Origin of the sequence: Exiguobacterium sp. MMG028, assembly GCF_027947425.1 — a bacterium.
GTDB classification, from domain to species: domain Bacteria; phylum Bacillota; class Bacilli; order Exiguobacteriales; family Exiguobacteriaceae; genus Exiguobacterium; species Exiguobacterium aestuarii_A.
Genome location: NZ_JAQJIN010000001.1, coordinates 1200535 through 1224184, shown reverse-complemented (window position 1 = coordinate 1224184; position 23650 = coordinate 1200535). Strand labels below are relative to the sequence as shown.

The 23650-nt window shown below is 44.3% G+C and carries 25 protein-coding genes; 20 read left to right on the top strand and 5 right to left on the bottom strand.

The genetic code is table 11. From position 1 onward, the window contains the following. The first annotated feature begins 222 nt into the window (after positions 1 to 222). From PJK55_RS06415 to PJK55_RS06365, 11 genes are all read left to right on the top strand, one after another. Complete coding sequence (locus PJK55_RS06415; protein WP_271305147.1) at positions 223 to 1017, top strand: DNA-methyltransferase; 795 nt, start codon at positions 223 to 225, stop codon at positions 1015 to 1017. Next, entirely contained in the window at positions 999 to 2930 is a 1932-nt protein-coding gene (locus PJK55_RS06410; RefSeq protein ID WP_271305146.1) for a DpnII family type II restriction endonuclease, read from the top strand. Before PJK55_RS06415 ends, PJK55_RS06410 begins: the two co-directional genes overlap by 19 nt. 168 nt (positions 2931 to 3098) lie before the next feature. Next, complete coding sequence (locus PJK55_RS06405; RefSeq protein WP_271305145.1) at positions 3099 to 4229, top strand: AIPR family protein; 1131 nt, start codon at positions 3099 to 3101, stop codon at positions 4227 to 4229. Between the two features lie 57 nt (positions 4230 to 4286). After that, a complete protein-coding gene (locus PJK55_RS06400; RefSeq protein ID WP_271305144.1) occupies positions 4287 to 4505 on the top strand; it encodes a helix-turn-helix domain-containing protein in 219 nt (72 codons plus the stop codon). A gap of 105 nt (positions 4506 to 4610) precedes the next feature. Continuing rightward, positions 4611 to 5783, top strand: coding sequence for an IS200/IS605 family element RNA-guided endonuclease TnpB (tnpB, locus tag PJK55_RS06395; RefSeq protein ID WP_271305143.1), 1173 nt, complete (start codon positions 4611 to 4613; stop codon positions 5781 to 5783). Between the two features lie 250 nt (positions 5784 to 6033). Beyond that, positions 6034 to 7572 carry a hypothetical protein gene (locus PJK55_RS06390; RefSeq protein ID WP_271305142.1) on the top strand — a complete coding sequence of 513 codons (1539 nt, stop codon included), beginning with the start codon at positions 6034 to 6036 and terminating at the stop codon, positions 7570 to 7572. 94 nt (positions 7573 to 7666) lie between these two features. Next, entirely contained in the window at positions 7667 to 8029 is a 363-nt protein-coding gene (locus PJK55_RS06385; RefSeq protein ID WP_271305141.1) for a hypothetical protein, read from the top strand. Positions 8030 to 8041: 12 nt separating this feature from the next. After that, positions 8042 to 8473 carry a stage III sporulation protein AH gene (locus PJK55_RS06380; protein WP_271305140.1) on the top strand — a complete coding sequence of 144 codons (432 nt, stop codon included), beginning with the start codon at positions 8042 to 8044 and terminating at the stop codon, positions 8471 to 8473. 273 nt (positions 8474 to 8746) lie between these two features. Further along, the gene (locus PJK55_RS06375; protein WP_271305139.1) at positions 8747 to 10600 is read left to right on the top strand and encodes a beta-glucoside-specific PTS transporter subunit IIABC; all 1854 of its coding nucleotides are present in this window, start codon (positions 8747 to 8749) and stop codon (positions 10598 to 10600) included. Continuing rightward, a complete protein-coding gene (locus PJK55_RS06370; protein ID WP_214739569.1) occupies positions 10597 to 12072 on the top strand; it encodes a glycoside hydrolase family 1 protein in 1476 nt (491 codons plus the stop codon). The genes PJK55_RS06375 and PJK55_RS06370 overlap by 4 nt, the downstream gene beginning before the upstream one ends. 15 nt (positions 12073 to 12087) lie before the next feature. Then, positions 12088 to 12942, top strand: a complete 855-nt coding sequence (locus tag PJK55_RS06365) for a PRD domain-containing protein (RefSeq protein WP_214739571.1) — start codon at positions 12088 to 12090, stop codon at positions 12940 to 12942. Positions 12943 to 13014: 72 nt separating this feature from the next. Here the strand turns inward: PJK55_RS06365 and PJK55_RS06360 are convergent, their stop codons facing one another. From PJK55_RS06360 to PJK55_RS06340, 5 genes are all read right to left on the bottom strand, one after another. Further along, entirely contained in the window at positions 13015 to 13377 is a 363-nt protein-coding gene (locus tag PJK55_RS06360; RefSeq protein ID WP_271305138.1) for a DUF1304 domain-containing protein, read from the bottom strand. Between the two features lies 1 nt (position 13378). Beyond that, positions 13379 to 13663: a putative quinol monooxygenase gene (locus PJK55_RS06355; protein ID WP_271305137.1), complete on the bottom strand. Its 285-nt coding sequence runs from the start codon at positions 13661 to 13663 to the stop codon at positions 13379 to 13381. Positions 13664 to 13690: 27 nt separating this feature from the next. Then, positions 13691 to 14329 carry a nitroreductase family protein gene (locus PJK55_RS06350; protein WP_271305136.1) on the bottom strand — a complete coding sequence of 213 codons (639 nt, stop codon included), beginning with the start codon at positions 14327 to 14329 and terminating at the stop codon, positions 13691 to 13693. Between the two features lie 23 nt (positions 14330 to 14352). Further along, entirely contained in the window at positions 14353 to 14763 is a 411-nt protein-coding gene (locus PJK55_RS06345) for a MarR family winged helix-turn-helix transcriptional regulator (RefSeq protein ID WP_271305135.1), read from the bottom strand. A 106-nt stretch (positions 14764 to 14869) separates the two neighbouring features. Continuing rightward, positions 14870 to 15634 (bottom strand): hypothetical protein, encoded by a 765-nt coding sequence (locus PJK55_RS06340; protein ID WP_271305134.1) that lies wholly within the window; start codon positions 15632 to 15634, stop codon positions 14870 to 14872. Positions 15635 to 15817: 183 nt separating this feature from the next. Here PJK55_RS06340 and PJK55_RS06335 point away from each other — a divergent pair, with 183 nt between their 5' ends. The 9 genes from PJK55_RS06335 to trxA all read left to right on the top strand — a co-directional run bounded on the left by PJK55_RS06335 (position 15818) and on the right by trxA (position 23390). Further along, positions 15818 to 16207, top strand: a complete 390-nt coding sequence (locus PJK55_RS06335; RefSeq protein ID WP_074032742.1) for a GntR family transcriptional regulator — start codon at positions 15818 to 15820, stop codon at positions 16205 to 16207. Then, positions 16194 to 17075: an ABC transporter ATP-binding protein gene (locus tag PJK55_RS06330; protein ID WP_271305133.1), complete on the top strand. Its 882-nt coding sequence runs from the start codon at positions 16194 to 16196 to the stop codon at positions 17073 to 17075. Before PJK55_RS06335 ends, PJK55_RS06330 begins: the two co-directional genes overlap by 14 nt. Then, positions 17065 to 18189 carry an ABC transporter permease subunit gene (locus PJK55_RS06325; RefSeq protein ID WP_271305132.1) on the top strand — a complete coding sequence of 375 codons (1125 nt, stop codon included), beginning with the start codon at positions 17065 to 17067 and terminating at the stop codon, positions 18187 to 18189. The genes PJK55_RS06330 and PJK55_RS06325 overlap by 11 nt, the downstream gene beginning before the upstream one ends. A 12-nt stretch (positions 18190 to 18201) precedes the next feature. Beyond that, positions 18202 to 18666 carry a DUF4825 domain-containing protein gene (locus tag PJK55_RS06320; protein WP_271305131.1) on the top strand — a complete coding sequence of 155 codons (465 nt, stop codon included), beginning with the start codon at positions 18202 to 18204 and terminating at the stop codon, positions 18664 to 18666. 136 nt (positions 18667 to 18802) lie between these two features. Then, positions 18803 to 20476 carry an AMP-binding protein gene (locus PJK55_RS06315; protein WP_271305130.1) on the top strand — a complete coding sequence of 558 codons (1674 nt, stop codon included), beginning with the start codon at positions 18803 to 18805 and terminating at the stop codon, positions 20474 to 20476. Positions 20477 to 20555: 79 nt separating this feature from the next. Further along, positions 20556 to 21134, top strand: a complete 579-nt coding sequence (locus tag PJK55_RS06310) for a TetR/AcrR family transcriptional regulator (protein ID WP_214695232.1) — start codon at positions 20556 to 20558, stop codon at positions 21132 to 21134. An 80-nt stretch (positions 21135 to 21214) separates the two neighbouring features. Beyond that, a complete protein-coding gene (locus tag PJK55_RS06305; protein ID WP_074032747.1) occupies positions 21215 to 21988 on the top strand; it encodes an electron transfer flavoprotein subunit beta/FixA family protein in 774 nt (257 codons plus the stop codon). 14 nt (positions 21989 to 22002) lie between these two features. Then, positions 22003 to 22968: an electron transfer flavoprotein subunit alpha/FixB family protein gene (locus PJK55_RS06300; RefSeq protein WP_214695236.1), complete on the top strand. Its 966-nt coding sequence runs from the start codon at positions 22003 to 22005 to the stop codon at positions 22966 to 22968. A gap of 107 nt (positions 22969 to 23075) precedes the next feature. Beyond that, positions 23076 to 23390, top strand: coding sequence for a thioredoxin (gene trxA / locus PJK55_RS06295; protein ID WP_015881090.1), 315 nt, complete (start codon positions 23076 to 23078; stop codon positions 23388 to 23390). The last annotated feature ends 260 nt before the right edge of the window (positions 23391 to 23650 follow it).

Genomic DNA, 23650 nt, shown 5'->3' with positions numbered 1-23650 from the left:
CTCAAATCGTCTAAAAAGTTTTTAATATATACTCTATCGAATTGATAGGTTAAGCGTCCTAGTTACTATTTTTGAACATAACCAGACAGTATCGAAGTCAACTGTAAATAGATGTATATAAATATTTTATTTATCTAGCAAAATGATTTATAAAATCGAAAAGCGAACGTACTTTCTTATTTATGTTATAATATCTTTGTGATTTTCTAAGGAGGGATTAAAATGAACAATTTTGAGTTATCACAAAGATTTGAACTGTATAATAAAAATTCATTAGAATTTTTAAAAGAGTTTCCTGACAATAGTATAGATTTAATCTTTGCTGATCCTCCTTACTTTCTTTCAAATGATGGAGTTACTTGTAACTCTGGGAAAATGGTATCGGTTAATAAAGGTAGTTGGGACAAATCTAAAGAGATGACTCCTGATGAGTTCAATTACACTTTTTTAAAAGAGTGTTCTCGTATTATAAAACCTGAAGGAAGTATTTGGGTTTCAGGTACGTTACATAACATTTATTCAGTTGGTTATAATATGAATTTATTGAACATGAGAATCATTAATAATATAACGTGGCAGAAGACTAATCCACCTCCAAATTTAAGCTGTAAAATGTTTACTCATAGTACTGAAACAATTTTATGGGCAGCTAAAAATAAAGACAGTAAATTTACGTTCAATTACAAGTTAATGAAAGAACGTAACGGTGGTAAACAAATGAAAGACGTCTGGACTTATTCTATTACTAAAAAAAGTGAGAAGAAGTTTGGAAAGCATCCGACACAAAAACCTTTGGATCTTCTATTAAGAATAATTGAATCAAGCTCAAAGGAATTTGACGTGGTGCTTGATCCTTTTATGGGTAGTGGTACTACTGGAGTTGCAGCAATTGAATTAAATCGAAAGTTTATTGGAATTGATATTGAAGAGGAATACGTGAAATTAGCAAAGTTGAGAATTGAAGATAAAATCAACACATCAAAAGAGGAGACAGAACAATGGCAACACCATTCGTAAAGTGGGCAGGTGGAAAATCGAAATTAGCTCCCATAATAGAAGAAAAAATTGAAAACTCAATAGGTTTTGAGAATATTAGCAATTACATTGAACCATTTGTTGGTGGAGGAGCATTTTTCTTTTATTTATCAAACAAATATACATTTTCAGAAGTAACTTTAATGGATATCAATGCAGAATTAATAAATGCATACAGAGCGATAAGAGATGATGTAAAGGAAATTATAAATGAGTTAGATAAACTTCAAACGGAATATAATTCTTTAGAAGAATTAGATGAAAAGGCACAGCATTTCTATCAAATCAGAGAGATTTTTAATAGTTTTCATGATAAGAAGCGGTTAGAAATAAATGTAGACTTTGAACAAGCAAGTAGATTTATCTACCTTAATAAAACTTGTTTTAATGGGCTATATCGTGAAAATAGTAAAGGGCAATATAACGTTCCATTTGGTAAACGAGATTCGATCAATTTATATGATTTAGATAATTTACTAGAGATTAGTAAAATACTTAAAAATGTAAATTTGGTTGTGAGCGATTACAAACAAGCAGAAGAGTATATTGAACCTCTTACACGAAAGAATCTTAAAGATTATCAATATACATTGGTGTATTTCGACCCTCCTTATCGTCCTATTTCTGGAACTGCAAGCTTCAATGCTTATAGTAAAAGTGGATTTAATGATAATGATCAGGTGGAGCTTGCGAAATTTTGCGAGCGCATTTCTAAAAAAGGTGCGTACGTAGCGATCAGCAATTCGGATCCTCATAACGGCGCTGAAAAAACTAAAGAGGATAATTTCTTTGATGATCTATATGGACAAAAAGGACCAAACTTTGAGATTTATCGAATTAGTGCTGCAAGAGCTATCGCTGCAAAAGGAACGAGTCGGAGTAAGGTCTCAGAATTGTTGATTGTTAGCGATTTCACTCACATTGAATTATTAAATCACATTGATGATTTGGAGGATAAGAAAATGTCTTACGATGTACCTAGCTACAATGAATTTATCGGGCTAAATAAAGATGAGAAATTTGATTTATTAATGAATTCTCTAAGCCCAACGAATCGAACTCCTGACTATTATACAAATTGGGAGAAAGTATATAGAAATATCTCCAACATTGAGGTATATCTTCATACTTTAACCTATTTGGTAGGTAAGGATAATATTTACGAAGAAACGTTTAACTTATTATCTGATAATCCTAAACTAGTTCAGGCAATTCCTACGTTATTAGCAATTCGAGATAATCAATTTGATATTTTACGTCTAGATGAAAATGAAAATTTAGATTTTGAAAGTATTAATTTTGCAGATGTAGATGAAAAAAATATTGATTTATATGTGAAATTTATGAACGAAGCTGGATTGTTAGACTTTTTGAAATCTAAAGCTTCAAAAAGTCTTGTAGATTATGCATACGGGATTGAAGTTGGTTTAGATAGTAACGGTAGAAAAAATCGAAGTGGGACGTATATGGAGTTACTCGTTGAGAAAAAGATTAAGAAAATTTGCGAAGAGAATGGTTTTGAATATTTAGCTCAAGCTAATGCAAATGTGATCCAAGGGAAATGGGGAATAGAAGTACCTTTTAAAGAGTCAAGACGAAATCATGATTTCGCAATTTTTATTCCACAACAAAATAAACTATTTTTGATGGAAGTGAATTATTACGGTGGTGGCGGTTCTAAACTAAAATCAGTTTCTGGAGAATTTGCAGATTTCAATGCGTATCTGAAAGAAGTTGCTCCAAATATAGAATTTTTATGGGTAACTGATGGGAAAGGTTGGCTTACAGCGAAAAAGCCGCTAAGAGATGCTTTTGAGTCTATGGATTTTGTTATTAATTTGGCAATGCTAAATAATTTATTTCTGGACAAACATTTATCGAGAGATGGACAGTAAATAAAAAACCGAGTGATTCACAATAATATGTGTTCACTCGGTTTTTTATACAAAAATTTCGGAAACTAAATACAGTTTGACGTAATTACGAAATTGCGATATATTGTATTTGAACCTATCGAACTTTCTGAAGTTGATTAGGCTACAACTTACGTAGGAGGAAAAAACATGACAATGCTGAAAATTAAAGCTAAGGAATTTAGAAAATTAGAGGATCCGCACCAGAAAGATAAGCGAAAAAAATATGTGTGCTATGTTCACATTGACGATATTCCACATAATATTTCGTATGGACCAAATCCGCGCGATCAAAAATTGACTACTGCGGTTGCGAAAGCCATTGAGGAGTCTTTATTAAGTAATGATGGCGATTTTCATTTAAAAAATCGTGGCGTAGTTATTTCTGCAAAAAGAGTGATTTACGATACTAAAAAAGGTGAAATGACACTTTTTCTAGATGATGAGTATGAACATGGAAATATTGATGGGGGGCATTCATTAAGAATTGCTTTGGCACATCAAAAAGTGGGGCTAAACCAATATATGCCATTTGAAATAATGGTAGGTGTAGAGGAAATTATTGAACCTTTAGCTGCCGCTAGAAACACATCAGTTCAAGTAGATGACAAATCATTGGCAGAATTAAGTAATAAGTTTGAACCGATTAAAGATGCAATTGGTGGTATGCCATTTTTCTCAAGAATAGCATTTAAACAAAATCAACAACTAGCTCCAAAAGTCAAAATGATTGATGCTAGAGAAATAATTGCAATTTTAGCCATGTTTGATCGTAAAAAATATTCAGATAATGTTCATCCAACTCAAGCATACAGTAGTAAGGCGAAAGTCCTTAACGATTACCTGCAAAACCCTGATTATTATGAAATTTTTTCGAATATTGCAACAGACATATTTGATTTATTTGATACTATAGAAAGAGATTTTCCAGAATCATACAATGCTACAGGTGGACGTTACGGTGGCAAAAAATATTCTGGATACAAAGATGGCAAGGTGGTAGGTAAGTCAAAATTTGGGGAAGCAGATCTTTTCTACAAAGTCCCAGATGGCCTTCTCTACCCAATAGTTGCATCGTTTAGGGCCGCAGTAAAATATAATGAACTTACTGAAAAATATGAATGGAAAAGAGATATTTTTCAAGTTTATGGCGAAGTAAGGGAACAATCGGCATCAAAAATAATGAAATATACAGAAGCTGTAGGTAACAATCCGAACTCAGTCGGAAAAGATACTAATGCTTGGGATATTTTGTTTATGACTGTAGAAAGAGCGCTCTAAACAAAGTCATCCTTGCTTCTGGCAAGGATGACTGATTTTGTAAAGGAGAAAAAATATATGTATAAGGTTGAAATCAAATTAAAACAAATATTAGATGATAGGAAAATTACTCAAAAAGAATTAGCCTCATTATCTGGTGTTAGAGAGGCAACTATCAGCGACATAATTAGAGGAACTCGTACAGTAATTAACTTTAATCACTTAGCTTCTATTGCAGAAGCACTTGAAATTGAAAATATTGAAGAAATAATGGTTCTAACTAAATTGTCTGATTAACTCCGTTAAAATTGTTAACAAGTAGAATTAACAAATTTCAATTGAGAGTTGATTATGAATCGCCAGAATTTTGATGGATATAAATTCCTAAAGAAGGTGAATCATATGTTGACACATAGGGGATACAGATTTCGCATCTATCCGACAAAAAAACAGGAGCTGCTCATTATCAAGACGAACGGCTGTTCCCGGTTCGTGTACAACCACTTTCTTTCGAAATGGGACGCCACATTTGAAGCGACTGGCAAGGGATTGTCGTATGATGCCTGCTCGAAAGAACTTCCCATACTCAAGCAAGAATTCAGTTGGTTGACGGAAGTTGACAGTACGGCCGTCCAGAACAGTGTCAAACACCTGGCCGACGCGTATATGAAGTTTTTCAAGAAGGAGGGAAATCATCCCCGTTTCAAGTCGAAGCGAAACCCTGTTCAATCCTACACGGCGAACATCCAGGGAAAGTCCCAGCTCCCTGAGTTCTCGATCGTCGGAAATCGACTTAAGCTTCCGAAGCTAAAATGGGTGCGATTCGCTAACTCGAGACAGGTTGAGGGTCGCATCCTAAACGCAACGATCCGACGCACGGCTTCGGGCAAATACTTCGTGTCCCTTCTCGTAGAGCAGGAGATCGGTGAACTGCCGAAGACCGGTTCATCGGTCGGCGTCGACGTCGGGCTGAAGAACTTCGCCATCCTATCAAACGGAACCGTATACCAAAACGACCGTTATTTCCGTATGCTCGAGAAGAAGCTCGCGCGGGAGCAACGAAAGTTGTCCCGTCGTCAGCGCATCGCCCTGAACAAGAAGGTGACACTCTCCGAGGCGAAGAACTACCAGAAGCAGAAGCGGAAGGTCGCCCGCATCCATGAGAAAATCGCCAACAAACGCGCCGACTTCCTGCACAAGGTGTCGACCGAGATCGTCAAAAACCACGACGTCATCGGCATCGAGACCCTGCAGGTGAAGAACATGCAGAAGAACCGCAAGCTGAGCAAGTCGATCTCCGAGGTCAGCTGGTCGACGTTCTTCCGCATGCTCGAGTATAAGGCCGACTGGTACGGGAAGACCGTCGTGACGGTCGGGAAGACCTTCGCCTCGAGCCAATTGTGTTCGAGTTGCGGCCATCAACACAAAGACGTGAAGCATCTCGGCTTGCGTGAATGGACATGCCCGAACTGCGGGGTCCACCACGACCGTGATGTGAACGCAGGACAGAACCTCAGAAAAGAAGCCGAGCGAATGTTGGCTTCTTCAACCGTCGGGACGACGGGGCTAGCCTGATCAGGTTTCTCTCGTTAGAGAGGATAACTCAGGAATCTTCCACCTCCAAGTGAAGAATAGGTGGAGGTAGTTCAATCCACAGGAAATAAAGGCATTTGGGGTCTCAGACAATCCAATAATTAACGAAAGCGGAACCATTTCAGTTGGTTCCGCTTTCAATGTTTACAAAACATCACACCCTATTGTCACACAATGTTCATTCCTGTACACTTCGATATTGTGTGCTAAAAATTATGTTAGGGGTTAGTCAATGGAACTTGTACAGCAATTATCTCAAATGCAACTCATCAACCAATTCTGGTTGCTTATGGCCTTCATCATCCCGATGGTCATTTTATCTCGTATGGTCGTGGCTGGGACGCGCTTCTCGCCAATCCTCGTCATCGTCATCTTCGGTCTCGGTCTCGGATTCGGTATGGTCGAGCTCGGTATCGCGACGCCGGGTCTTCCTGAATTCCCGCTCGTCGACTTCTTGTCACGGACGACGATCATCGCATTAGTCGTTTCGTTCTTCGTTGGTGGACAAGAACTTCGTAAGATTTTGAGCAAGCAAACGCTCGACATGGAGGACATCGTCGTCCCTGCCAAAGAGGAAATGTTCCTCGGGACAGGACGTACGCAGTTCATCTTTATCCTCCGTTCGTTCTTCTTGCTCGTCGGTTTGGAAGGGTTCTTCCGTATGGCAATCGAGCCAGGTACGGCAGAAGGGATTGCGCTTTACTACCCAATCCTCGCACTTCTCGGTCTCGCTGTGTCGTTCTTACTCATCGACCATAAAGCACAGATTCAGGACAAGAAAGTATACATGCAAAAAGGTGTCATCGAGACAGTCCTCTTGCTTGTCATTTTGTTCGTCTCGTTCTTGATTGCGACAGCAGTTCAGCCAATCATCGCACTTCCGCAAATCTTCTTCGCGATGTTGATTTCGTCAGCACTCGGTGCCATCTTCCATAACTGGACGTATGGACCGACTGTCCGCGCGCTTCTCTTCGCAGGGATCCCGGTCGTCTTGGCTGCCAACTTCATGGTTGGTGGTTCACGAATCGGTGACGCGTTCGCGATTGAAGGTATGAACTCGATTCTCGTGTACGGTTTCTTCGGTCAGTTGTTCTGGATGTTCGGTGGAATCGCACTCATCATGTGGTTCGCTCGTACGGGTCACATCCGTAACCTCGCGCCAGGTATGGCGGGGTCGCTTTCACACAGTGGTCTCACAGGTGCGTGTACGGCTGGGGACTTCGGTCAAGTGGCGGCGAAACGTGCGCCAATCATGATCAACATCCCGTTCTTCGGACACATCTTCGTTTTCTCAATTCTCGCAGTCAGTGCCGACAACGGCGCGCTTTGGATTTGGCCAACGATGATTATTGTCTTGATTGGTCTCGCGCTCACGGCGCTCGCGTTGAAAAACTTGCGCGCGGCGAACGGGGAAGACTTCAAAGAAGTCAAAGCCCTCATGCAGTTCTCGTTCGGATGGCAGATGATGGCCGTCTTCGGTGGTCTCGTCATCTTGACGTTCAGCACGATTGCATTTGATTACACGACGATGGCACAGTCGTCAGCAATCTCGCACTTCGGCTTGTTCGCAGCGGTCCAAGGCGGAATGTTCGGGACGGAAGCATCGCTTCTCATCCCGCTCATCTTCTCGATGCCGTTCCTCGTGCACCCAATCGTTTTCTACATGTTCGGGAAAGCACTCGACAACAAAGGCGAAATGCCACGTGTGCCGGTATATGCGATGGCGCTCGTCGGTGTCGTCGGTGTATCTGCAGCGATTTTCGTCTTATAAGATATCAATTCCGCTCTGACTTCGGTCAGGGCGGTTTTTTTATTTGATGATTTGGATATGGTAGACTTTGGATAGTGAGAGCGGGGGAGAGTATATGAAAAAATGGTTGTTCTTCGGTTTTATTGTGTTGATTGTAGCTAGAGTCTGGGCGGCACCGATGTATCCGACAAAAGCGGATGAAGCTGACTTTATAAGCTGGTTCGAGGAAACCTATTCGGTACAATGTGAAGATGAGAGCTGTGACGCATTTACGCTGATTGGGGATCAGACAAATACATATGTGAATGAAGAAGGGTATATGAAACAGTCCAGTGGCTTTTTCACTTTCGACATGGAGGTCAGGCGATTATACCGAAGTGTCGAAGAACCAGAACGAGTCGGGAAGATTGAAGTGAGATGGAATCAAGATTCATTCGAGATTACGGAAGAGACGGGTATCTTTGTTTCTTCGCCATAGGAGACTTGAAACATGCTGATGATCACTCAGGATATAAAGGGGAAGCGCTATGAGGCGCTCATCGATACTTTGCTTGAGCACTGCACTCACTTTGCGTTCGTGGAAGACAGGCGCCGAATGGAGATTGAAGAAGAGCGCCTGGCGTATATGGATGTACTGACGGAAGAGATTCGTTGGGATTTGATGGAACGAACCATCGTAAGTGAATGGGAGACGACAAGACTGCCTGGAGATACGGCGTATCTATATTCGTTCCATATCAATTATCGGACAGCACAGTTTCTAAAAGAGCATGGTGACTCATTGTTCAGATGGGTCCATCCAGAACTGCCAGAAGACTTGATGTTTTATGCGAGGGATACGTTCGTGCTCGCGGTATGTTCTCATGAGGCGTTCTTTGTCGTCGATGAAGCGATGTGGGGGCAGTATTTACATCAAGCGTAGTGATTGGTATTTTTCAAATTTCCTTACATGCAGTAATCCAAAGTGATTAGACACTTAAATAAATGGTCTCCTAAATGAAATAATATGATTTTTATGTTGACGCTTACATTTTTTCGTTTTATACTGACGTCAGAACTAAATATCACATTTAGACATGTGACTGGTGATGCAGGCAGGATCTAAAATTGTTTTGAGACCAAGTGTGGACTCATTACGATTTTAGGTCCTTTTTTGTTGTCTTCAGGGATGTGTCTTGCAAAAGGAGCAAAGCAAATGAACCATCAACAAGTCGCAAAAGATGTCTTGCATTTAATCGGTGGCAAAGAAAACATCTCTCATTTTGAGCATTGTTCAACACGCCTTCGCTTTACGTTGAAAGACGACTCGAAAGTGCAAAAGAAAAAGCTTGAACAAACACCGGGTGTCATGGCTGTTAGAATGACAGCACAATGCCAAGTGGTCGTTGGCAACGAAGTCGTTGAAGTATATAACGAAATCCGGAATTTAATCGGGGAAGTTGATTCAACCAACCCCGAAGTTAAGAAAAAGCAAAAGCTTGGACCAACAATCCTTGATTTTATCGTTGGGATTTTCCAACCACTCATCCCTGCAATCGCCGGGGGAGGAATTTTAAAGTCACTCCTTTTACTTTTAGCATTGTTTGGTTGGATGGATTCAGATGGACAAACGTATAGAATATTGAATTTGGTAGGAGATGCGCCACTATACTTCTTACCACTGCTTGTCGCTGTGACAACAGCGAACAAATTAAAGGTCAATTCACTAGTCGCTTTATCAGCAGTCGGAGCGATGCTGTTGCCAAACATGTCAGCGATGCTAGCTGAAGGCGCTCAATTATTTACGTTCGATATTGTAAATATCGCTTATGCATATCAAGTATTTCCGGCTATTTTGACTGTTCTTTTATATGCACAAGTTGAAAAAGCCATTACAAAGGTCTCGCCAAAGCCGATTCGAATTTTCTTCGTGCCGATGATGTCACTTTTGATTACGGTACCGATTGGTCTTCTATTACTCGGTCCATTCGGTTTTAGAATCGGACAAGAATTTGCTTCACTTATTTTATTCATCTTTGAACAGGTTGGTTGGATTGCAGTTGGTCTTTTAGCAACGGTTCTCCCGCTTATGGTAGCAACAGGTATGCATAAGGCAATGATTCCGTACGCGGTCACGACAATGGGAGAACTCGGGAAGGAGGTCCTTTATCTCCCCGCATCCCTTGCACATAACGTTGCTGAGAGTGGTGCATGTTTCTCAGTTGCTATCCGAACTAAAGATAAGCTCTTGCGAGCAACAGCAATCTCTGCAGGAATTTCTGCATTATTCGGAATTACAGAACCTGCTCTTTATGGGGTCACGTTACAAAATAAAAAAGTGCTTGGGAGTGTCATGCTCGGATCGTTCGTCGGAGGTACATTCGTTGGAATCGTCGGACTCCAGGCTTTCGTACTTGTAGGTCCTGGTTTGGCAAGTTTGACGATGTTTATTTCTGAAGAATTACCTCGAAATATTCTTTATGCAATCGCTGGCTTCGGAATTTCGTTTGTAGTTGCATTTGTTTCAGCATTTTTACTTGGAAAAGATCAGGTCAAAGAAGAAGAGTTACCAGAGCAACACTTTGCTGATGAAATTGGAAGTCGAGAAACATTCAAAAGTCCTGTCGTGGGACAAATGATTTCTTTGGAACAAGTGAACGATTCAATATTCTCTTCACGAGTAATGGGTGACGGGATTGCCATTGTCCCAGCCGAAGGAAAGTTGTATGCACCGGTCGACGGTACAATCCGCGTTGTAATGGATACGGAACATGCGGTGGGAATGCAGACGGAAAATGGAGCAGATGTTCTATTCCACATCGGGATTGATACAGTTCAATTGGAAGGAAAGTATTTTAAAGCCCATGTTCAGCCTGAGCAATCTGTGAAGGCTGGAGATTTACTTGTAGAATTTGATCTTGATGCAATTCAGAATGCAGGATTTGATCCGGTAACACTTGCTATCGTCACAAACAAAGACCGTTACGAAGTCATTGTGCCACCAGTTCAGTCTGTCAGCCAACACGATACAATCATGACGTTACGTCCAATAGGAGGAGAATTAACATGAACAAGACATTTCCAAAAGGATTCTTATGGGGAGGCGCAATTGCAGCCAACCAAGCAGAAGGGGCATGGAACATTGATGGAAAAGGTTTATCCGTTGCAGATGTCGCAACATTCAAGGCAAACCTCAGTTTAGATGACTATGACGGTCATGTTGGGGTGACGACAAAGAGTGTAAGCGAGGCGATGGCAGATAAGACGGATACTATCTATCCTAAACGAAGAGGTATTGATTTTTATCATCATTACAAAGAAGATATCGCATTATTCGCAGAAATGGGTTTTAAAACATTAAGGGTATCTATTGCTTGGAGTCGAATTTTTCCAACAGGTGAAGAACTTGAACCGAATGAGGACGGTCTAAGATTTTACGACAATGTTTTTCATGAATTGAAACGTTATGGCATTGAACCGATTGTGACGCTTTCCCATTATGAGATGCCTCTTCACTTAAGTGTGGCGTATAATGGTTGGGTTAATCGTGATGTCATTGATCACTTCGTTCGTTTCAGTGATGTTTGCTTCAATCGATACAAGGGACTTGTGAAATATTGGCTCACTTTTAATGAGATTGATAGTATCAATCGTCACCCATTCACAACGGCAGGTATCATTCCAGATCAATGCCCGCCTGGGAAAGAAGAGGAACTTGTATATCAAGCATTGCATCATCAATTTGTTGCATCAGCACTCGTGACAAAAAGCTGTCATGAAATTATTCCTGGGAGCCAGGTCGGTTGTATGCTGACAAAATTAACTACTTATCCTCATACATGTAAACCAGAAGATGTAGAGGTGGCGCTTAAGAAAAATTTACACAATTATTTCTACGCTGATGTACAAGTATTCGGAGAGTATCCAGCATTAACGCTGCGTATGTTTGAGAATAAAGGGATTCAACTTCATTTCGAAGAAGGTGATTTAGACATATTGCGTCATAATCCAGTCGACTTCGTCTCATTCAGTTATTACATGTCATTGACTGAGTCGGCAGAAGAGGGTCTTGAAAAAGCTGCAGGAAACACAATCATGGGGGTCAAAAATCCATACCTTCCTGCAACGGATTGGGGATGGCAAATTGATCCACTCGGACTTAAAATTTCATTACTTGAGCTCTATGACCGATATAAAAAACCGCTCCTTATCGTAGAAAATGGGATGGGTGCAGTCGATCAAGTGGAATCAGACGGAACAATTCATGATTCTTATCGCATTGACTACTTTAAAGCTCACTTCCGACAAATGAAAGCTGCCATAGATGAAGGTGTAGAATTGCTAGGTTATACAAGTTGGGGGCCGATTGATATTGTAAGTGCTGGGACATCCCAAATGTCGAAACGATATGGTTTCATTTATGTCGATCAGGATGACGAGGGGAACGGAACGCTCGAACGTCGTCGGAAAGATTCGTTCTACTGGTATCAACAAGTCATCGAAACGAATGGGGCATCACTTTTCGAAACCACGCCAAAATAAAAGTAGGTGTAAGTTGTGATTAAAATCAAAAAAGTATTGAATTCGAGCGTAGTTTTGGTCGAGGATGAAGAACAAAAGGACTTCATCCTCTTTGGGAAAGGACTCGGTTTTGGTCGCAAGGTAGGGGACACGGTTGAACGAAAGAGCGCCGATCAAATTTACATGTCGGTCGATAACCCGAAGGCGAAAGAGTTAATTCATCTAATTGACTCAATTCCAAATATCTATTTAAGTTTGACCCAAGACATCGTTGCTCATGCTGAAAAACAATTAGGGACGAAGTTGAATAGTGGAATCTATTTCACACTCATGGACCACTTGCACTTTGCAGTAGAGCGTCATCAAAAAAATATCAACATCACGAATCGCGTGTATTGGGAAATCAAGAACTATTATACGGTCGAGTTTGAAATTGGTACTTATGCGGTCGACTTACTCAATCGCGCCTTGAAAGTTGATTTCCCAAAAGAAGAAGCTGCCAACATTGCGTTTCACTTAATTAATGCACAAAGCGAGGAATCGAGTTCACGTGCAGGAATGAACTATGCTAAATTAATTGGCGCAATCGTTAACATGGTACGCTATTCCTTGAATATCTCAATGGATAAAGAAAGTATTCATTACACGCGTTTTATCACTCATGTCAAATTCTTCGTTGAACGTTTTTATGAAGATAAACTGTTAGTCGAGAAAGATAACTTGTTATTCAATCAAATCGCGACCCTTTATCCTAATGCGATGGAAGTAGCTTTTAAAGTGAAATCGTATATCGAGCAAGTGCATGAAAAAGAAATACCGAATGACGAGTTAACGTATTTAGCTGTTCATATTCACCGGTTGATGAATCAGGACGAGTTAAATGATAAATAAAAATCACTAGTGCTAAACATCAAGTGTTTAAAAAAGCGTCCGACCTTTTCACCAGGTCGAACGCTTTTTCTGTCATGACATAAACATCGATACCAACGTCAAGATGGCGAGCCCACCTTGTGTCAGGATAATCTTCTTGTCACTCGTGATACTGCCATATAGGGCAACGAGAATAATATAGGTCAGAATCATAGTGACAATCTCGACCGAATTGGGGGAGACGTATAGCCCGTATAAGAGCCCGACCCCGATCAATCCGTTATACACTCCTTGATTTTTGAACAAAACCGATACCGAGTCTCTCTTCAGTTCGTCTTTCGACATACGGAAGACACGTGACGTCGAGGAAGACGCTGTCGCAATCGTCTCTAAATAGAAGATATAGAAGAACTCGATGGCGACGAGTGTCCCGAGCACAATGGTGAGCGTCGACATATTAGTTGACCGATGCTACTTGCACGACCGGTTTCGCAGACACGTAGTTCGCGACGTTTTGTGCGAAGTTGATGAGGGCAGGGTTTTGGTTGTGTTGCTCGAGAGCAGCTTGGTCTTCCCAGTTCTCGATCATGACGAAACGGTTCTCGACAGACGTTGACTCATATAGGTCATATCCGACGCAGCCCGCTTCTTGTTTTGATGAGTCGATTAAGACTTGGATGTCACGCAAGAAGTTCTCGCGTTGTGATGCTTGGATATCGAATGTGGCGTTGACTAAGATCATGGTTGATTCCTCCGATTGTGTGGTGAATTATTTGAACGATGTGACCGTTTGAGCGTCAAGACGAACTGATTCGTAACCTTCTTCTGCAGCTTTCCCGACAGACAAGATCATGACTGGTACATAACGGTCTTTGTCGAGACCGAACGCTTCAGCGAGTTGGTCTTTCTCGAAACCACCGATTGGGTTCGTGTCATAGCCGTGTGCACGTGCTGTGAGCATGAATTGCATCGCTGCGAGACTCGCATCGATTTTTACGATGTCGTTCATCTCTTGTTTCGAGAGGTTTTTGTAGTAAGGGATGATTGCGCCGAGCTGTTGGTCACGAACTTCTTGTGGCATTTTGCCTTCTGCGACCGCTTGATCGTAGATTTGTTCGCCGTACTCGTAGCACTCCATGTCTCCAAAGATGAGGAGCATCGCAGAAGATGAATCGTTTTGACGTGTGTTGAAGCGGATGAGCGGCTTGAGCGTCGCTTTCGCTTCTGGGCTTTCGACGACGACGAAGCGCCATGGTTGCATGTTGACCGATGATGGGGCAGTCGTTGCTTCCTGAATCATCTCGAGCATCTCTTCTTGTGAGATTTTCACGTTCTCGTCATAGACACGGATTGATTTACGACCGAACATGACGTCTTTGAATGTATTGTTTTCGAATGTAGTTGCCATTGGTGAATTCCTTCTTTCTCTGTTTAGGTGTGACTGTTCAGTTTTTGAAGCAGTCCGGATAAGTGTTGAATCTCTTCAGCAGACAAGGCTTGTAAGACGAGGTGGTTGGCCTGTTCGTCTCGTTCGCAGTGCCCGAGGTCTTGCTCTGCTTTCTCTGTCACGCGGACGAACATCTCGCGATGGTTCTCCGCGTTCCGCTCTCTGATGACATATCCTTTTTCTTCGAGGATTTTTAAATGTCGGGTGATGGCGGCATTGTCGATTTTCATCTCTTCTTTAATCACGCGTTGCGAACAAACGCCTCGTTCTTTGACGACTTGTAGCATCTCGTAGCGGGTCAGGCTGAAGCCCGTCTCCCGTTCGAACGATAATGCGACGTTTTGTTCCGCCAACTTGATTTGGTAAAGTAATCGGCTGATTTCACGTAGGTCCATTGCGTCCCACCTTCCTCAATTGACTTATCAATCGTTGACTTGTCAAACGATACAACGTTTCGGATTGCGTGTAAAGTCAAACGCTCAAAAAAAGACGACACCGAAATTACCGTGTCGTCTCGTCTTCGATGGGAGTGCCATCAAAATGATATTCTGTCATGAACGTCGTCTCGTCGAATCCGTAAAGACGGTCGTAGGCGTTCAAATCCTCAATCGTCCGCACGTCGAGGAATGACGGGTCGATATCAGACGCTTCACGCGTGAACATCATATACCGTTCCGTATAGTCGTCATTGCCACCTGGTTTCCCATCGAACGAGAAATGGATCGAGTAGACGTCAGACTCGATTTCGCGGATGATGTTGAGAATGCGCTGTTTCTGTTCGTCCGTGTTGTTCCAGTCTTCATGAAACATGATGGAGACGTCGAGATACGTCTCCGGATTCGTCTCATAAATAGACGTCGGGGTCGGGGTGACGTTCGCTTGCACATCATCGGACACACCAATCGGCACCTCCGCACGGACGGTCTCTTCCTCTTTTAGGATTCCGTCCGATACGAGCCGCTCGTGAATTGTCCGCTCTGCCTCACGTTCCCAATACGTCTCGAGCACGTTGTCATGGATGGAGCCGTCTCCATACGTCTCAAGAAAATAAGTGCCGGCGAACGGTTCGTTCGTCAATGTGACTTCCCCGACATAACCGCCCATCTTCCAATCCCATGACAGTTCGATGTCGGGTTGTTCCTGATACGTTTCTTTTAAATAAGTACTATATGCATCTCGTGTCTCGGATTTTTCGATCGTCGTATAAACGAAGAACCCACCAGCGAGAAGCCCGCCGACAACGCCTGCCACGATTCGTTTTTTCATCATTTCGTCACCTCTTTCCCAATGTACCTGATAAATCGAGGAGAAACCTCGGTCCAAAGTCTTATTCAAATCATTTCCATTTCCCTGTAAACTGAAAGTGCCCTCGAAATACTATTGCAATTACGTGTACTAATACATATAATACACTTAAAGAGTGACATTGACTATGAGAGGGTGTGACCCATGTTATACAAAATCGATATGAAGAGTTCAGAACCGCTATACGAACAAATCGTCAATCAAACGAAAGAGCTCGTCATCCGCGGCATTTTACGTCCGGGAGACAAGGTGATGTCTGTGCGCGAACTCGCCACCGATCTCGTCATCAATCCGAATACGGTTAGTAAGGCGTATCAGGAGTTGGAGCGACTCGGACTCCTCGAGATGCGACGCGGGCGCGGGACATTCGTCTCCGAAGACTGGGTAGATGATGATGCATCAAGAGAACCGGTCATCGCATCGATCAAGAAGATTGCGATTGATTGCCATTATGCGAATGTGCCGTTAGAAGAAGCCATCGACGTATTGCGGACCGAATATGAGAAAGTAGGGGAAGCCAATGCTGAAAGTTGAGCAACTGAGTAAACAAATCGACCGTCAGACGATTCTTGACGGAATTGACTTTACTGTCGAATCAGGAGAAATCGTTGCGCTCGTCGGGCGTAACGGTGCCGGCAAGACGACACTTCTCCGGACGATGGTCGGAATCATCCGCCCAGATTTGGGAGACGTGTTATATGGAACGAAAAGTATCTTTAAAGACGCGGGACTGAAACGGGACGTCATCTTCGTACCGGATTCGGCGGATGCACTCAAACACTACACGGTGAACGAGGCGACCGACCTGTATGAGTCGATCTATCCATCGTTCAATCGTTCCGCTTTCCGTGAGACGTTGACGCGTTACAATATCGACAATAAAAAAATTCGCCAGCTGTCAAAAGGACAGAAGGCGCTCGTCACGTTATCACTCGCTTTCGCCGTCCAAGCGAAATACTATCTGCTTGATGAACCGACGGACGGTTTAGACGTAGTTGCCAAGTCAGACGTGTTGAAACTGATGATCGCCCAGGTCGAGAAGCGGAACTGCTCGATCATCGTCTCGAGCCACCAGTTGCACGAACTCGAACGAATCGCCGACCGCATCATCATGATCGAGAGTGGGCGCGTCAAAGCGATCATGTCGCTCGAAGAGGCGCGTGCCCTCAGCATCAAGTGGCAAGTCGTCTTCAACGATCATGTCCCGGTCGAGTTGCTCGAACGAAAAGATATCGAAATCATTAGTGTGACAGGACGTGTCGTGCTATTCATGGCGAAAGAACGGACGGAGGAGCTCGAGACGTTCATCGATTCATACAATCCGATGCTCATCGAAGAGATTCCGATGTCTCTCGAAGACGTATTCCGTATCCAGTTAGGAGGAGAAGCCCATGCCGTCTAAAGTGTTGTTGAAGAAAGATTGGAAACAAGTGTCGTTGCTTTGGATCTTGCTCGTCTTCTTAGGGATCGTCGCTTTCACGGTGCCGGTGTGGACGGATATGTATGCGTACGAACAACAGATTCTTGAAATTAAACAAAACCCAAGCGACTTCCCAGATATCGTGACAGGTGATGTGAACGAGATGGTGCCGGAAGACTTCTTCGGGGATGGATCTGGATACGGATACCTCGGAGGTCTGAACGGACTCATTCCGTCAGGCGGTGTCATTTTCTTGTTTGTCATCTTCGGTGCCCTCATGGCGTCCGTGTTGATCGGAAGTGAACGCAATAGCCAAATGTCCGATTTCACGATGTCGTTACCGTACACGCGTACCCAGCTATACATATCGAAATGGGTGCTCGGTGCGACAGGAATTGTAACATCGACCTTGATTGGTGGGACGTTGATGTTCCTCATCATCCGCTTCTCCGATTACTCCTTCTTGATGGAAGGAAAAGAGTTCAAGGTGATTGCGATGATTCTATTCTTGATGCTGTCCGGAATTTCGTTCTTCTCGCTCTCATTATGGATGGGATCGTTTGGCGGAGAGTCCATCTCACAAGTCATCTGGACGTTTGTCGCGCTCATCTTTCCGATGGGGATTTTACTTCTCGTCCAAGGTTCACTCTATGCCTTTTTCCCAGATCGACTCTTCTTGTTCGTTGAAGAAGCGTTTGAAAGTATCCCGATGCGAATTTTGTCACCGCTAAACAATATTTTCAATGTCGATATGTATTCAGTGTATACCGATCAATCGGTGTGGAATGACTTTATCACGTACGCCCCGATTCTTTCGATCGCGAACATCGTGCTCACATTCGGTCTCGGGTTGTGGATGTTCAAGGAAGCACCACAAGAGAACAACGGACGCTTCTTCATGTTCTCGAGCTGGTTGTGGCTCATCCATATCGTCATCGTCATTTGCTTCGCGATGTTAGGTGGCGTATTGTTCTCGGTCATCTCGTACCCGCAAAACATGATCTTGTATGTGATTGGATTTGTGATTGCGGCCTTCCTGGCTCACTTACTCGCCAAACGCTTGCTCTACCGCTTCAACTTGAAACTCAAATCGTAAGGAGGGACACCAATGAAACGCTTCTGTCTGTTGCTCGTACTCGCCATCTCACTAGTAGGTTGCACGAATGCTGAACCGGACGCCTTTGAATATAAAGGCTCGAAAGTCGGGGACAATGCCGCTGTCGTCGGGATTGCTGGAAGCTTGCCGCTACACGAATGCTATCAATCGGTCGAGCTGCAGACGAAGAAACGTCCATATGGGTTGACCGTCCGTTACGAAGATCCAGGGATGGAGCGGGCGGAGCAAGAGCGTCTTGCGATTCGGAATGCGGCTGTTTACTTCACGCTCATTCCGAATGCAGAGATTGTCCGCTTCGCTTTTCCGAACCGGACATACGCCTTCTCTCGCCCAGAGATGGAAGCGTGGTTCGGAACGGATTTCTCGAACATTCGTCACGAGAATGAGTTAAAACAATTAATGAATCAGAAGCTTGAACAGCTGGATTCGAACAATTCCTATTTTAGGCGGGTATGACAGCGATTGGATGACAAATCCAATCGCTTTTTTTGATATTTTCTGAAAATTATCGGGTAAAGGGTAGATGAAAGCGTTTTCTTAGCATTATAATAGAGTTAACTGAATGAGTATTCATTTCCAAGGAGGAACAGCGATGAACAAACCGTGGTTACAAGATTATCCAGAAGGTATGCCCCAGTCGATCGATTACGAGGTAAAGCCGCTCTATGAGGCATTGTCTCGCGCAGCAAAGGATTATCCGAATCGTACGGCTGTCTCCTTTATCGGGAAAGAGTGGACATTCGCGGAGATCGATGATGCCGCACGTCGACTCGCCACGATGCTCCAAGCGAAAGGACTTGAAAAAGGGGACCGCGTCAGCCTCATGCTTCCGAACTGTCCTCAATACGTCATCTCGTTCTATGCCGTGCTCTATGCAGGTGGGACCGTCGTCCAGACGAACCCGCTCTATACGGAACGGGAACTTGATAACCTCATCACGGATGCGGGCGTCAAAATCGTCATCACCCTCGACTTGCTCTATCCGAAAACGCTTCGCGTCAGTGAGAAGACGGAGATCCAGACCGTGATCACGACGAGTATCGCCGATTACTTACCGTTCCCGAAAAACAAGCTGTATCCGATCAAAGTGAAACGTGAAAATAATATCGTGATCGATACGACCGGCTCGACACCGTTTAAAGACTACAAAGACTTTAATCCGGTCACACCGCTCGACATTGATCCAAAAGAAGATGTCGCGGTTCTTCAATATACAGGAGGAACGACGGGACTTCCGAAAGGCGTCATGTTGACCCACTTTAACTTGACGGCGAACGCGGACCAAATCACGAACTTATTCTATAAATACAATCGCGGAGATGAGAAGCGCGTCTTGTGTGTCGTTCCGTTCTTCCACGTCTACGGAATGTCGTGCTGTCTGAACTTCGGTGTCACAAACGGGTATGAGCTCGTGCTCGTGCCGCGCTTCGAAGTGACGGATGTCCTGAAGACGATTCAGAAGAAAAAGCCGCACTTCTTCCCGGGTGCTCCGACGATGTACGTCGGGATCTTGAACGACCCGAAACTGAAAAAATATGACTTGTCTTCGATTGAGGCGTGTATCTCAGGTTCGGCACCGCTTCCGATTGAGGTACAAGAGGAGTTCGAGAAGATCACTGGTGGTCGCATCGTCGAAGGATATGGATTGTCTGAGACGTCGCCGGTTACGCACGCGAACTTCTTATGGGATAAGCGAATCGTCGGCTCAATCGGTGCGCCGCTGTCGGATACTTCTGCTAAAATAGTAAAAGCAGACGGAGAGACGGAGGCAGACATCGGGGAGATTGGTGAAATCATGCTGAGCGGTCCACAAGTTATGAAAGGCTATTGGCAAAAACCGGAGGAGACGGCAGCCGTTTTGAAAGATGGATGGCTCGCGACGGGTGACCTTGGGTATATGGGCGAGGACGGATTCTTCTATATTGTCGACCGGAAGAAAGACATGATCATCGCCGGTGGATTCAACGTCTATCCGCGTGAAATCGAGGAAGTGCTCTACGAACATCCGGCCATCAAGGAAGCGGTCTGTATCGGTGTCCCTGACCCGTATCGTGGTGAGACGGTCAAAGCGTTCATCGTCCTTCGCGACGGGTCGAGCGTGACCGAAGAAGAGCTCGACAAACATTGTCGTGAGAAACTCGCGGCTTATAAAGTGCCGAAGCTGTACGAGTTCCGTGACGAGTTGCCGAAGACGTTCGTCGGTAAGATTTTACGCCGCGTCCTCGTCGACGAAGAGAAGGCGAAACAAGTGAAACAAAGCAGTTGACACCAAGCGTATGCATGATAGAATAATAAATGAATGAACCATCATTCATTTTTCTGCAGCGGTAAGGAGCTTGGGGTTAATGACAAATCATATTTCGAAAAGTGACCGAATCATTGATGCGGCGGTCAAAGTAATTGCCAATCATGGCTATCACGGTGCAAAGGTGACAGCCATCGCCAAAGAGGCGGGTGTCGCGGACGGCACAATCTATTTGTACTTCAAAAACAAGGAGCATCTCTTGATCGAGTTGTTCCAAGCGAAGATGGGGCTGTTTATCGACTACTCGAAACAACAAATCGGGAACGAGACGACAGCCGGAGATCAGTTGTATCAGTTGATCGAATCACATTTAAAACAACTGTCGGCCGATTACGACCTTGCCGTCGTGACACAAATCGAACTGCGACAGTCGAACTTGGTGCTTCGCCAAAAAATCGGAGAAGTGCTCAAACCATATTTGAATTTGATCGATTCGGTCGTCAAACACGGAATCGAGACAGGAGAGTTCGACAAGGATCTAGATTATCGACTCGCCCGTCAGATGATTTTCGGCACAATCGATGAGGTTGTGACGAGCTGGATGGCGAGCGGCTTCAAGTATGACTTGATGTCGACGCTTCCGAATGTGCACCATATGTTAAAGAAGGGGCTTACTTAACAGTGAGCCCTATCACTAGCTCAAAAAATGAATGCTGATTCATGAATGATGGGAAAGAATTGACTAAAGGGGGATCAACCATGAATATTTTTGTTTTGCTGAAACGTACGTTTGATACTGAGGAAGCGATTCAGCTCGAGAATGGGGAAATTCAAGAAGACGGCGCTGAGTTCATCATCAACCCGTATGACGAATATGCGGTCGAAGAAGCGATTCAAAAACGTGACGCACTCGGGGGAGAGGTCACGGTCGTCACGGTAGGACCAGAAGACGCGGACAAAGAGCTTCGTACGGCGCTCGCCATGGGAGCGGACAAAGCTGTTCGGATCTCGATCGAGGACGATGTCGAAGATGCGGACCACGTCACGATTTCAAAAGTGCTCGCCACATACTTGAAAGAACAAGACGCAGACCTCATCTTTGCAGGGAACGTTGCAATCGATGGCGGTAGCGGACAAGTCGCACCACGTGTCGCAGAACTTCTCGACATGAACTACGTGACGACGATCACGGCTCTTGAAATCGACGGCACGACGGCTACGGTCACACGTGACGTCGAAGGGGATACGGAAGTCATCGAAGTCGCACTCCCACTTCTCGTGACGGCGCAACAAGGGTTGAACGAGCCACGTTACCCGAGCTTGCCAGGGATCATGAAAGCGAAGAAGAAACCACTCGAAGAACTCGAACTCACGGACATCGACCTCGATGAAGATGAAATCGAAGCGAAAATCGAGACGATCGAACGATTCTTACCAGAAGAGAAGAAAGCCGGGCGTATCCTTGAAGGCGACATGTCGACACAAGTGAGCGAGCTCGTACAACTTCTTCGCACGGAAGCGAAAGTCATTTAAGGGGGAGATCATAGATGAAAGCTTTAGTACTCGCAGAAGCGCGTGAAGGCGCGTTACGTAACGTATCATTCGAAGCCATCGCTGCGGCGAAGCAATTGACAGACGATGTGACGGCAGTCGTGATTGGGGATCACGTGCAATCACTCGCGCAAGAACTTGGGGAGTATGGCGCAAGCCGTGTCCTCGTCGTTGAAGACGATCGCCTCAAACACTATACGCCAGACGGCTACGGACAAGTGCTCCGTCAGTTGATCGAGCAAGAAAGTCCAGACATGATCGTCCTCGGTCACACGGCTCTCGGGAAAGACATCGCACCGAAACTCGCGGCACGTCTCGATGCCGGACTCATCAGTGACGTCGTCTCCATCGAGGGAACGGGTCGTGACGCTGAGTTCGTTCGCCCGATCTACTCAGGGAAAGCGTTCGAAAAAGTGAAGTTCAAAGACTCGGTCATGTTCTTCACAATTCGTCCGAACAACATCGACGCACTCGCGCGTCAAGCCGGCGCGAGCGTCTCAGTTGAAACGCCAGCAGTCGAATTGAAAGACCTCGCGATGATCGTCAAAGAAGTTGTTCGTAAGGCGACTGGTAAAGTCGACTTGGCGGAAGCGAAAGTCATCGTCGCAGGCGGACGTGGCGTGAAGAGCGAAGACGGCTTCAAACCGCTTGAAGAGTTGGCGGAACTTCTCGGAGGAGCGGTCGGTGCTTCACGTGGAGCATGTGACGCCGACTACTGCGACTATGCGCTTCAAATCGGACAAACGGGTAAAGTCGTCACACCAGACCTTTATATCGCGTGCGGAATCTCTGGGGCAATCCAACACTTGGCAGGGATGAGTAACGCGAAAGTCATCGTCGCGATCAACAAAGATCCGGAAGCGAACATCTTCAGCGTGGCGGATTATGGCATCGTCGGTGATTTGTTCGATGTCGTTCCAATGTTGACAGAAGAGTTCCGCAAGCACCTCGTCAATAGCTAATAAGCAAAACGTTTTGGGGTTGTTACCCTCCGTGGTATACTCTGAACATGAATTGCATGAGAGTTCTACATCAGGACTCTCTCATCTTATTGGGGAGGTTTTTACAAATGGCTATTAAACACGCAACGACTCAATCGTTTGAACAAGATGTAAAAGAGGGCGTAGTCCTCGTTGATTTCTGGGCAACTTGGTGTGGACCATGTCGCATGATCGCGCCAGTTCTCGAAGAACTCGATCAAGAAATGGGTGACCAAGTCCAAATCGTGAAACTCGACGTCGACGAAAACCCTGAAGTCGCAGGTGCTTTCCAAATCCAAAGTATCCCGACACTCATGATGTTCAAAGATGGCGAGCCTGTTTCGAAAACAATGGGCTTCCAACCAAAAGAAGCATTGAAAGAGTTTATCGCAACAGCACAATAATTGCGTAGCAGCCGATTGAAGTCGGCTGCTTTTTTGTTTTGTCGAACGGAAAAGAAGGAAAAGGACAGGCAAGTAGGGAATAGGTTGAGTTATTCCACACACCCTCATTTACGGAAAAATCCGATACATATCGTCTGATTTCAAAATTTTTTTTGAAGAAATTCCGTCGGCTTCCTTCATATTTAAAAGATTCGGAATTTTAGTGAGGGCGTGAGCGGACTGGAAGCTTTTATCATGGAAACAGACTGAAAATTTACGCT

Coding starts and splice junctions, on each gene's coding strand:
- PJK55_RS06380 (WP_271305140.1), top strand. CDS start 8,042: ATGCTGATGATCACTCAGGATATAAAGGGGAAGCGCTATGAGGCGCTC.
- PJK55_RS06340 (WP_271305134.1), bottom strand. CDS start 15,634: ATGAAAAAACGAATCGTGGCAGGCGTTGTCGGCGGGCTTCTCGCTGGT.
- PJK55_RS06345 (WP_271305135.1), bottom strand. CDS start 14,763: ATGGACCTACGTGAAATCAGCCGATTACTTTACCAAATCAAGTTGGCG.
- PJK55_RS06405 (WP_271305145.1), top strand. CDS start 3,099: ATGACAATGCTGAAAATTAAAGCTAAGGAATTTAGAAAATTAGAGGAT.
- PJK55_RS06375 (WP_271305139.1), top strand. CDS start 8,747: ATGAACCATCAACAAGTCGCAAAAGATGTCTTGCATTTAATCGGTGGC.
- PJK55_RS06390 (WP_271305142.1), top strand. CDS start 6,034: ATGGAACTTGTACAGCAATTATCTCAAATGCAACTCATCAACCAATTC.
- PJK55_RS06400 (WP_271305144.1), top strand. CDS start 4,287: ATGTATAAGGTTGAAATCAAATTAAAACAAATATTAGATGATAGGAAA.
- PJK55_RS06320 (WP_271305131.1), top strand. CDS start 18,202: ATGAAACGCTTCTGTCTGTTGCTCGTACTCGCCATCTCACTAGTAGGT.
- PJK55_RS06310 (WP_214695232.1), top strand. CDS start 20,556: ATGACAAATCATATTTCGAAAAGTGACCGAATCATTGATGCGGCGGTC.
- PJK55_RS06300 (WP_214695236.1), top strand. CDS start 22,003: ATGAAAGCTTTAGTACTCGCAGAAGCGCGTGAAGGCGCGTTACGTAAC.
- PJK55_RS06335 (WP_074032742.1), top strand. CDS start 15,818: ATGTTATACAAAATCGATATGAAGAGTTCAGAACCGCTATACGAACAA.
- PJK55_RS06410 (WP_271305146.1), top strand. CDS start 999: ATGGCAACACCATTCGTAAAGTGGGCAGGTGGAAAATCGAAATTAGCT.
- PJK55_RS06325 (WP_271305132.1), top strand. CDS start 17,065: ATGCCGTCTAAAGTGTTGTTGAAGAAAGATTGGAAACAAGTGTCGTTG.
- tnpB (WP_271305143.1), top strand. CDS start 4,611: ATGTTGACACATAGGGGATACAGATTTCGCATCTATCCGACAAAAAAA.
- PJK55_RS06350 (WP_271305136.1), bottom strand. CDS start 14,329: ATGGCAACTACATTCGAAAACAATACATTCAAAGACGTCATGTTCGGT.
- PJK55_RS06370 (WP_214739569.1), top strand. CDS start 10,597: ATGAACAAGACATTTCCAAAAGGATTCTTATGGGGAGGCGCAATTGCA.
- PJK55_RS06385 (WP_271305141.1), top strand. CDS start 7,667: ATGAAAAAATGGTTGTTCTTCGGTTTTATTGTGTTGATTGTAGCTAGA.
- PJK55_RS06360 (WP_271305138.1), bottom strand. CDS start 13,377: ATGTCGACGCTCACCATTGTGCTCGGGACACTCGTCGCCATCGAGTTC.
- PJK55_RS06315 (WP_271305130.1), top strand. CDS start 18,803: ATGAACAAACCGTGGTTACAAGATTATCCAGAAGGTATGCCCCAGTCG.
- PJK55_RS06415 (WP_271305147.1), top strand. CDS start 223: ATGAACAATTTTGAGTTATCACAAAGATTTGAACTGTATAATAAAAAT.
- PJK55_RS06355 (WP_271305137.1), bottom strand. CDS start 13,663: ATGATCTTAGTCAACGCCACATTCGATATCCAAGCATCACAACGCGAG.
- PJK55_RS06305 (WP_074032747.1), top strand. CDS start 21,215: ATGAATATTTTTGTTTTGCTGAAACGTACGTTTGATACTGAGGAAGCG.
- trxA (WP_015881090.1), top strand. CDS start 23,076: ATGGCTATTAAACACGCAACGACTCAATCGTTTGAACAAGATGTAAAA.
- PJK55_RS06330 (WP_271305133.1), top strand. CDS start 16,194: ATGCTGAAAGTTGAGCAACTGAGTAAACAAATCGACCGTCAGACGATT.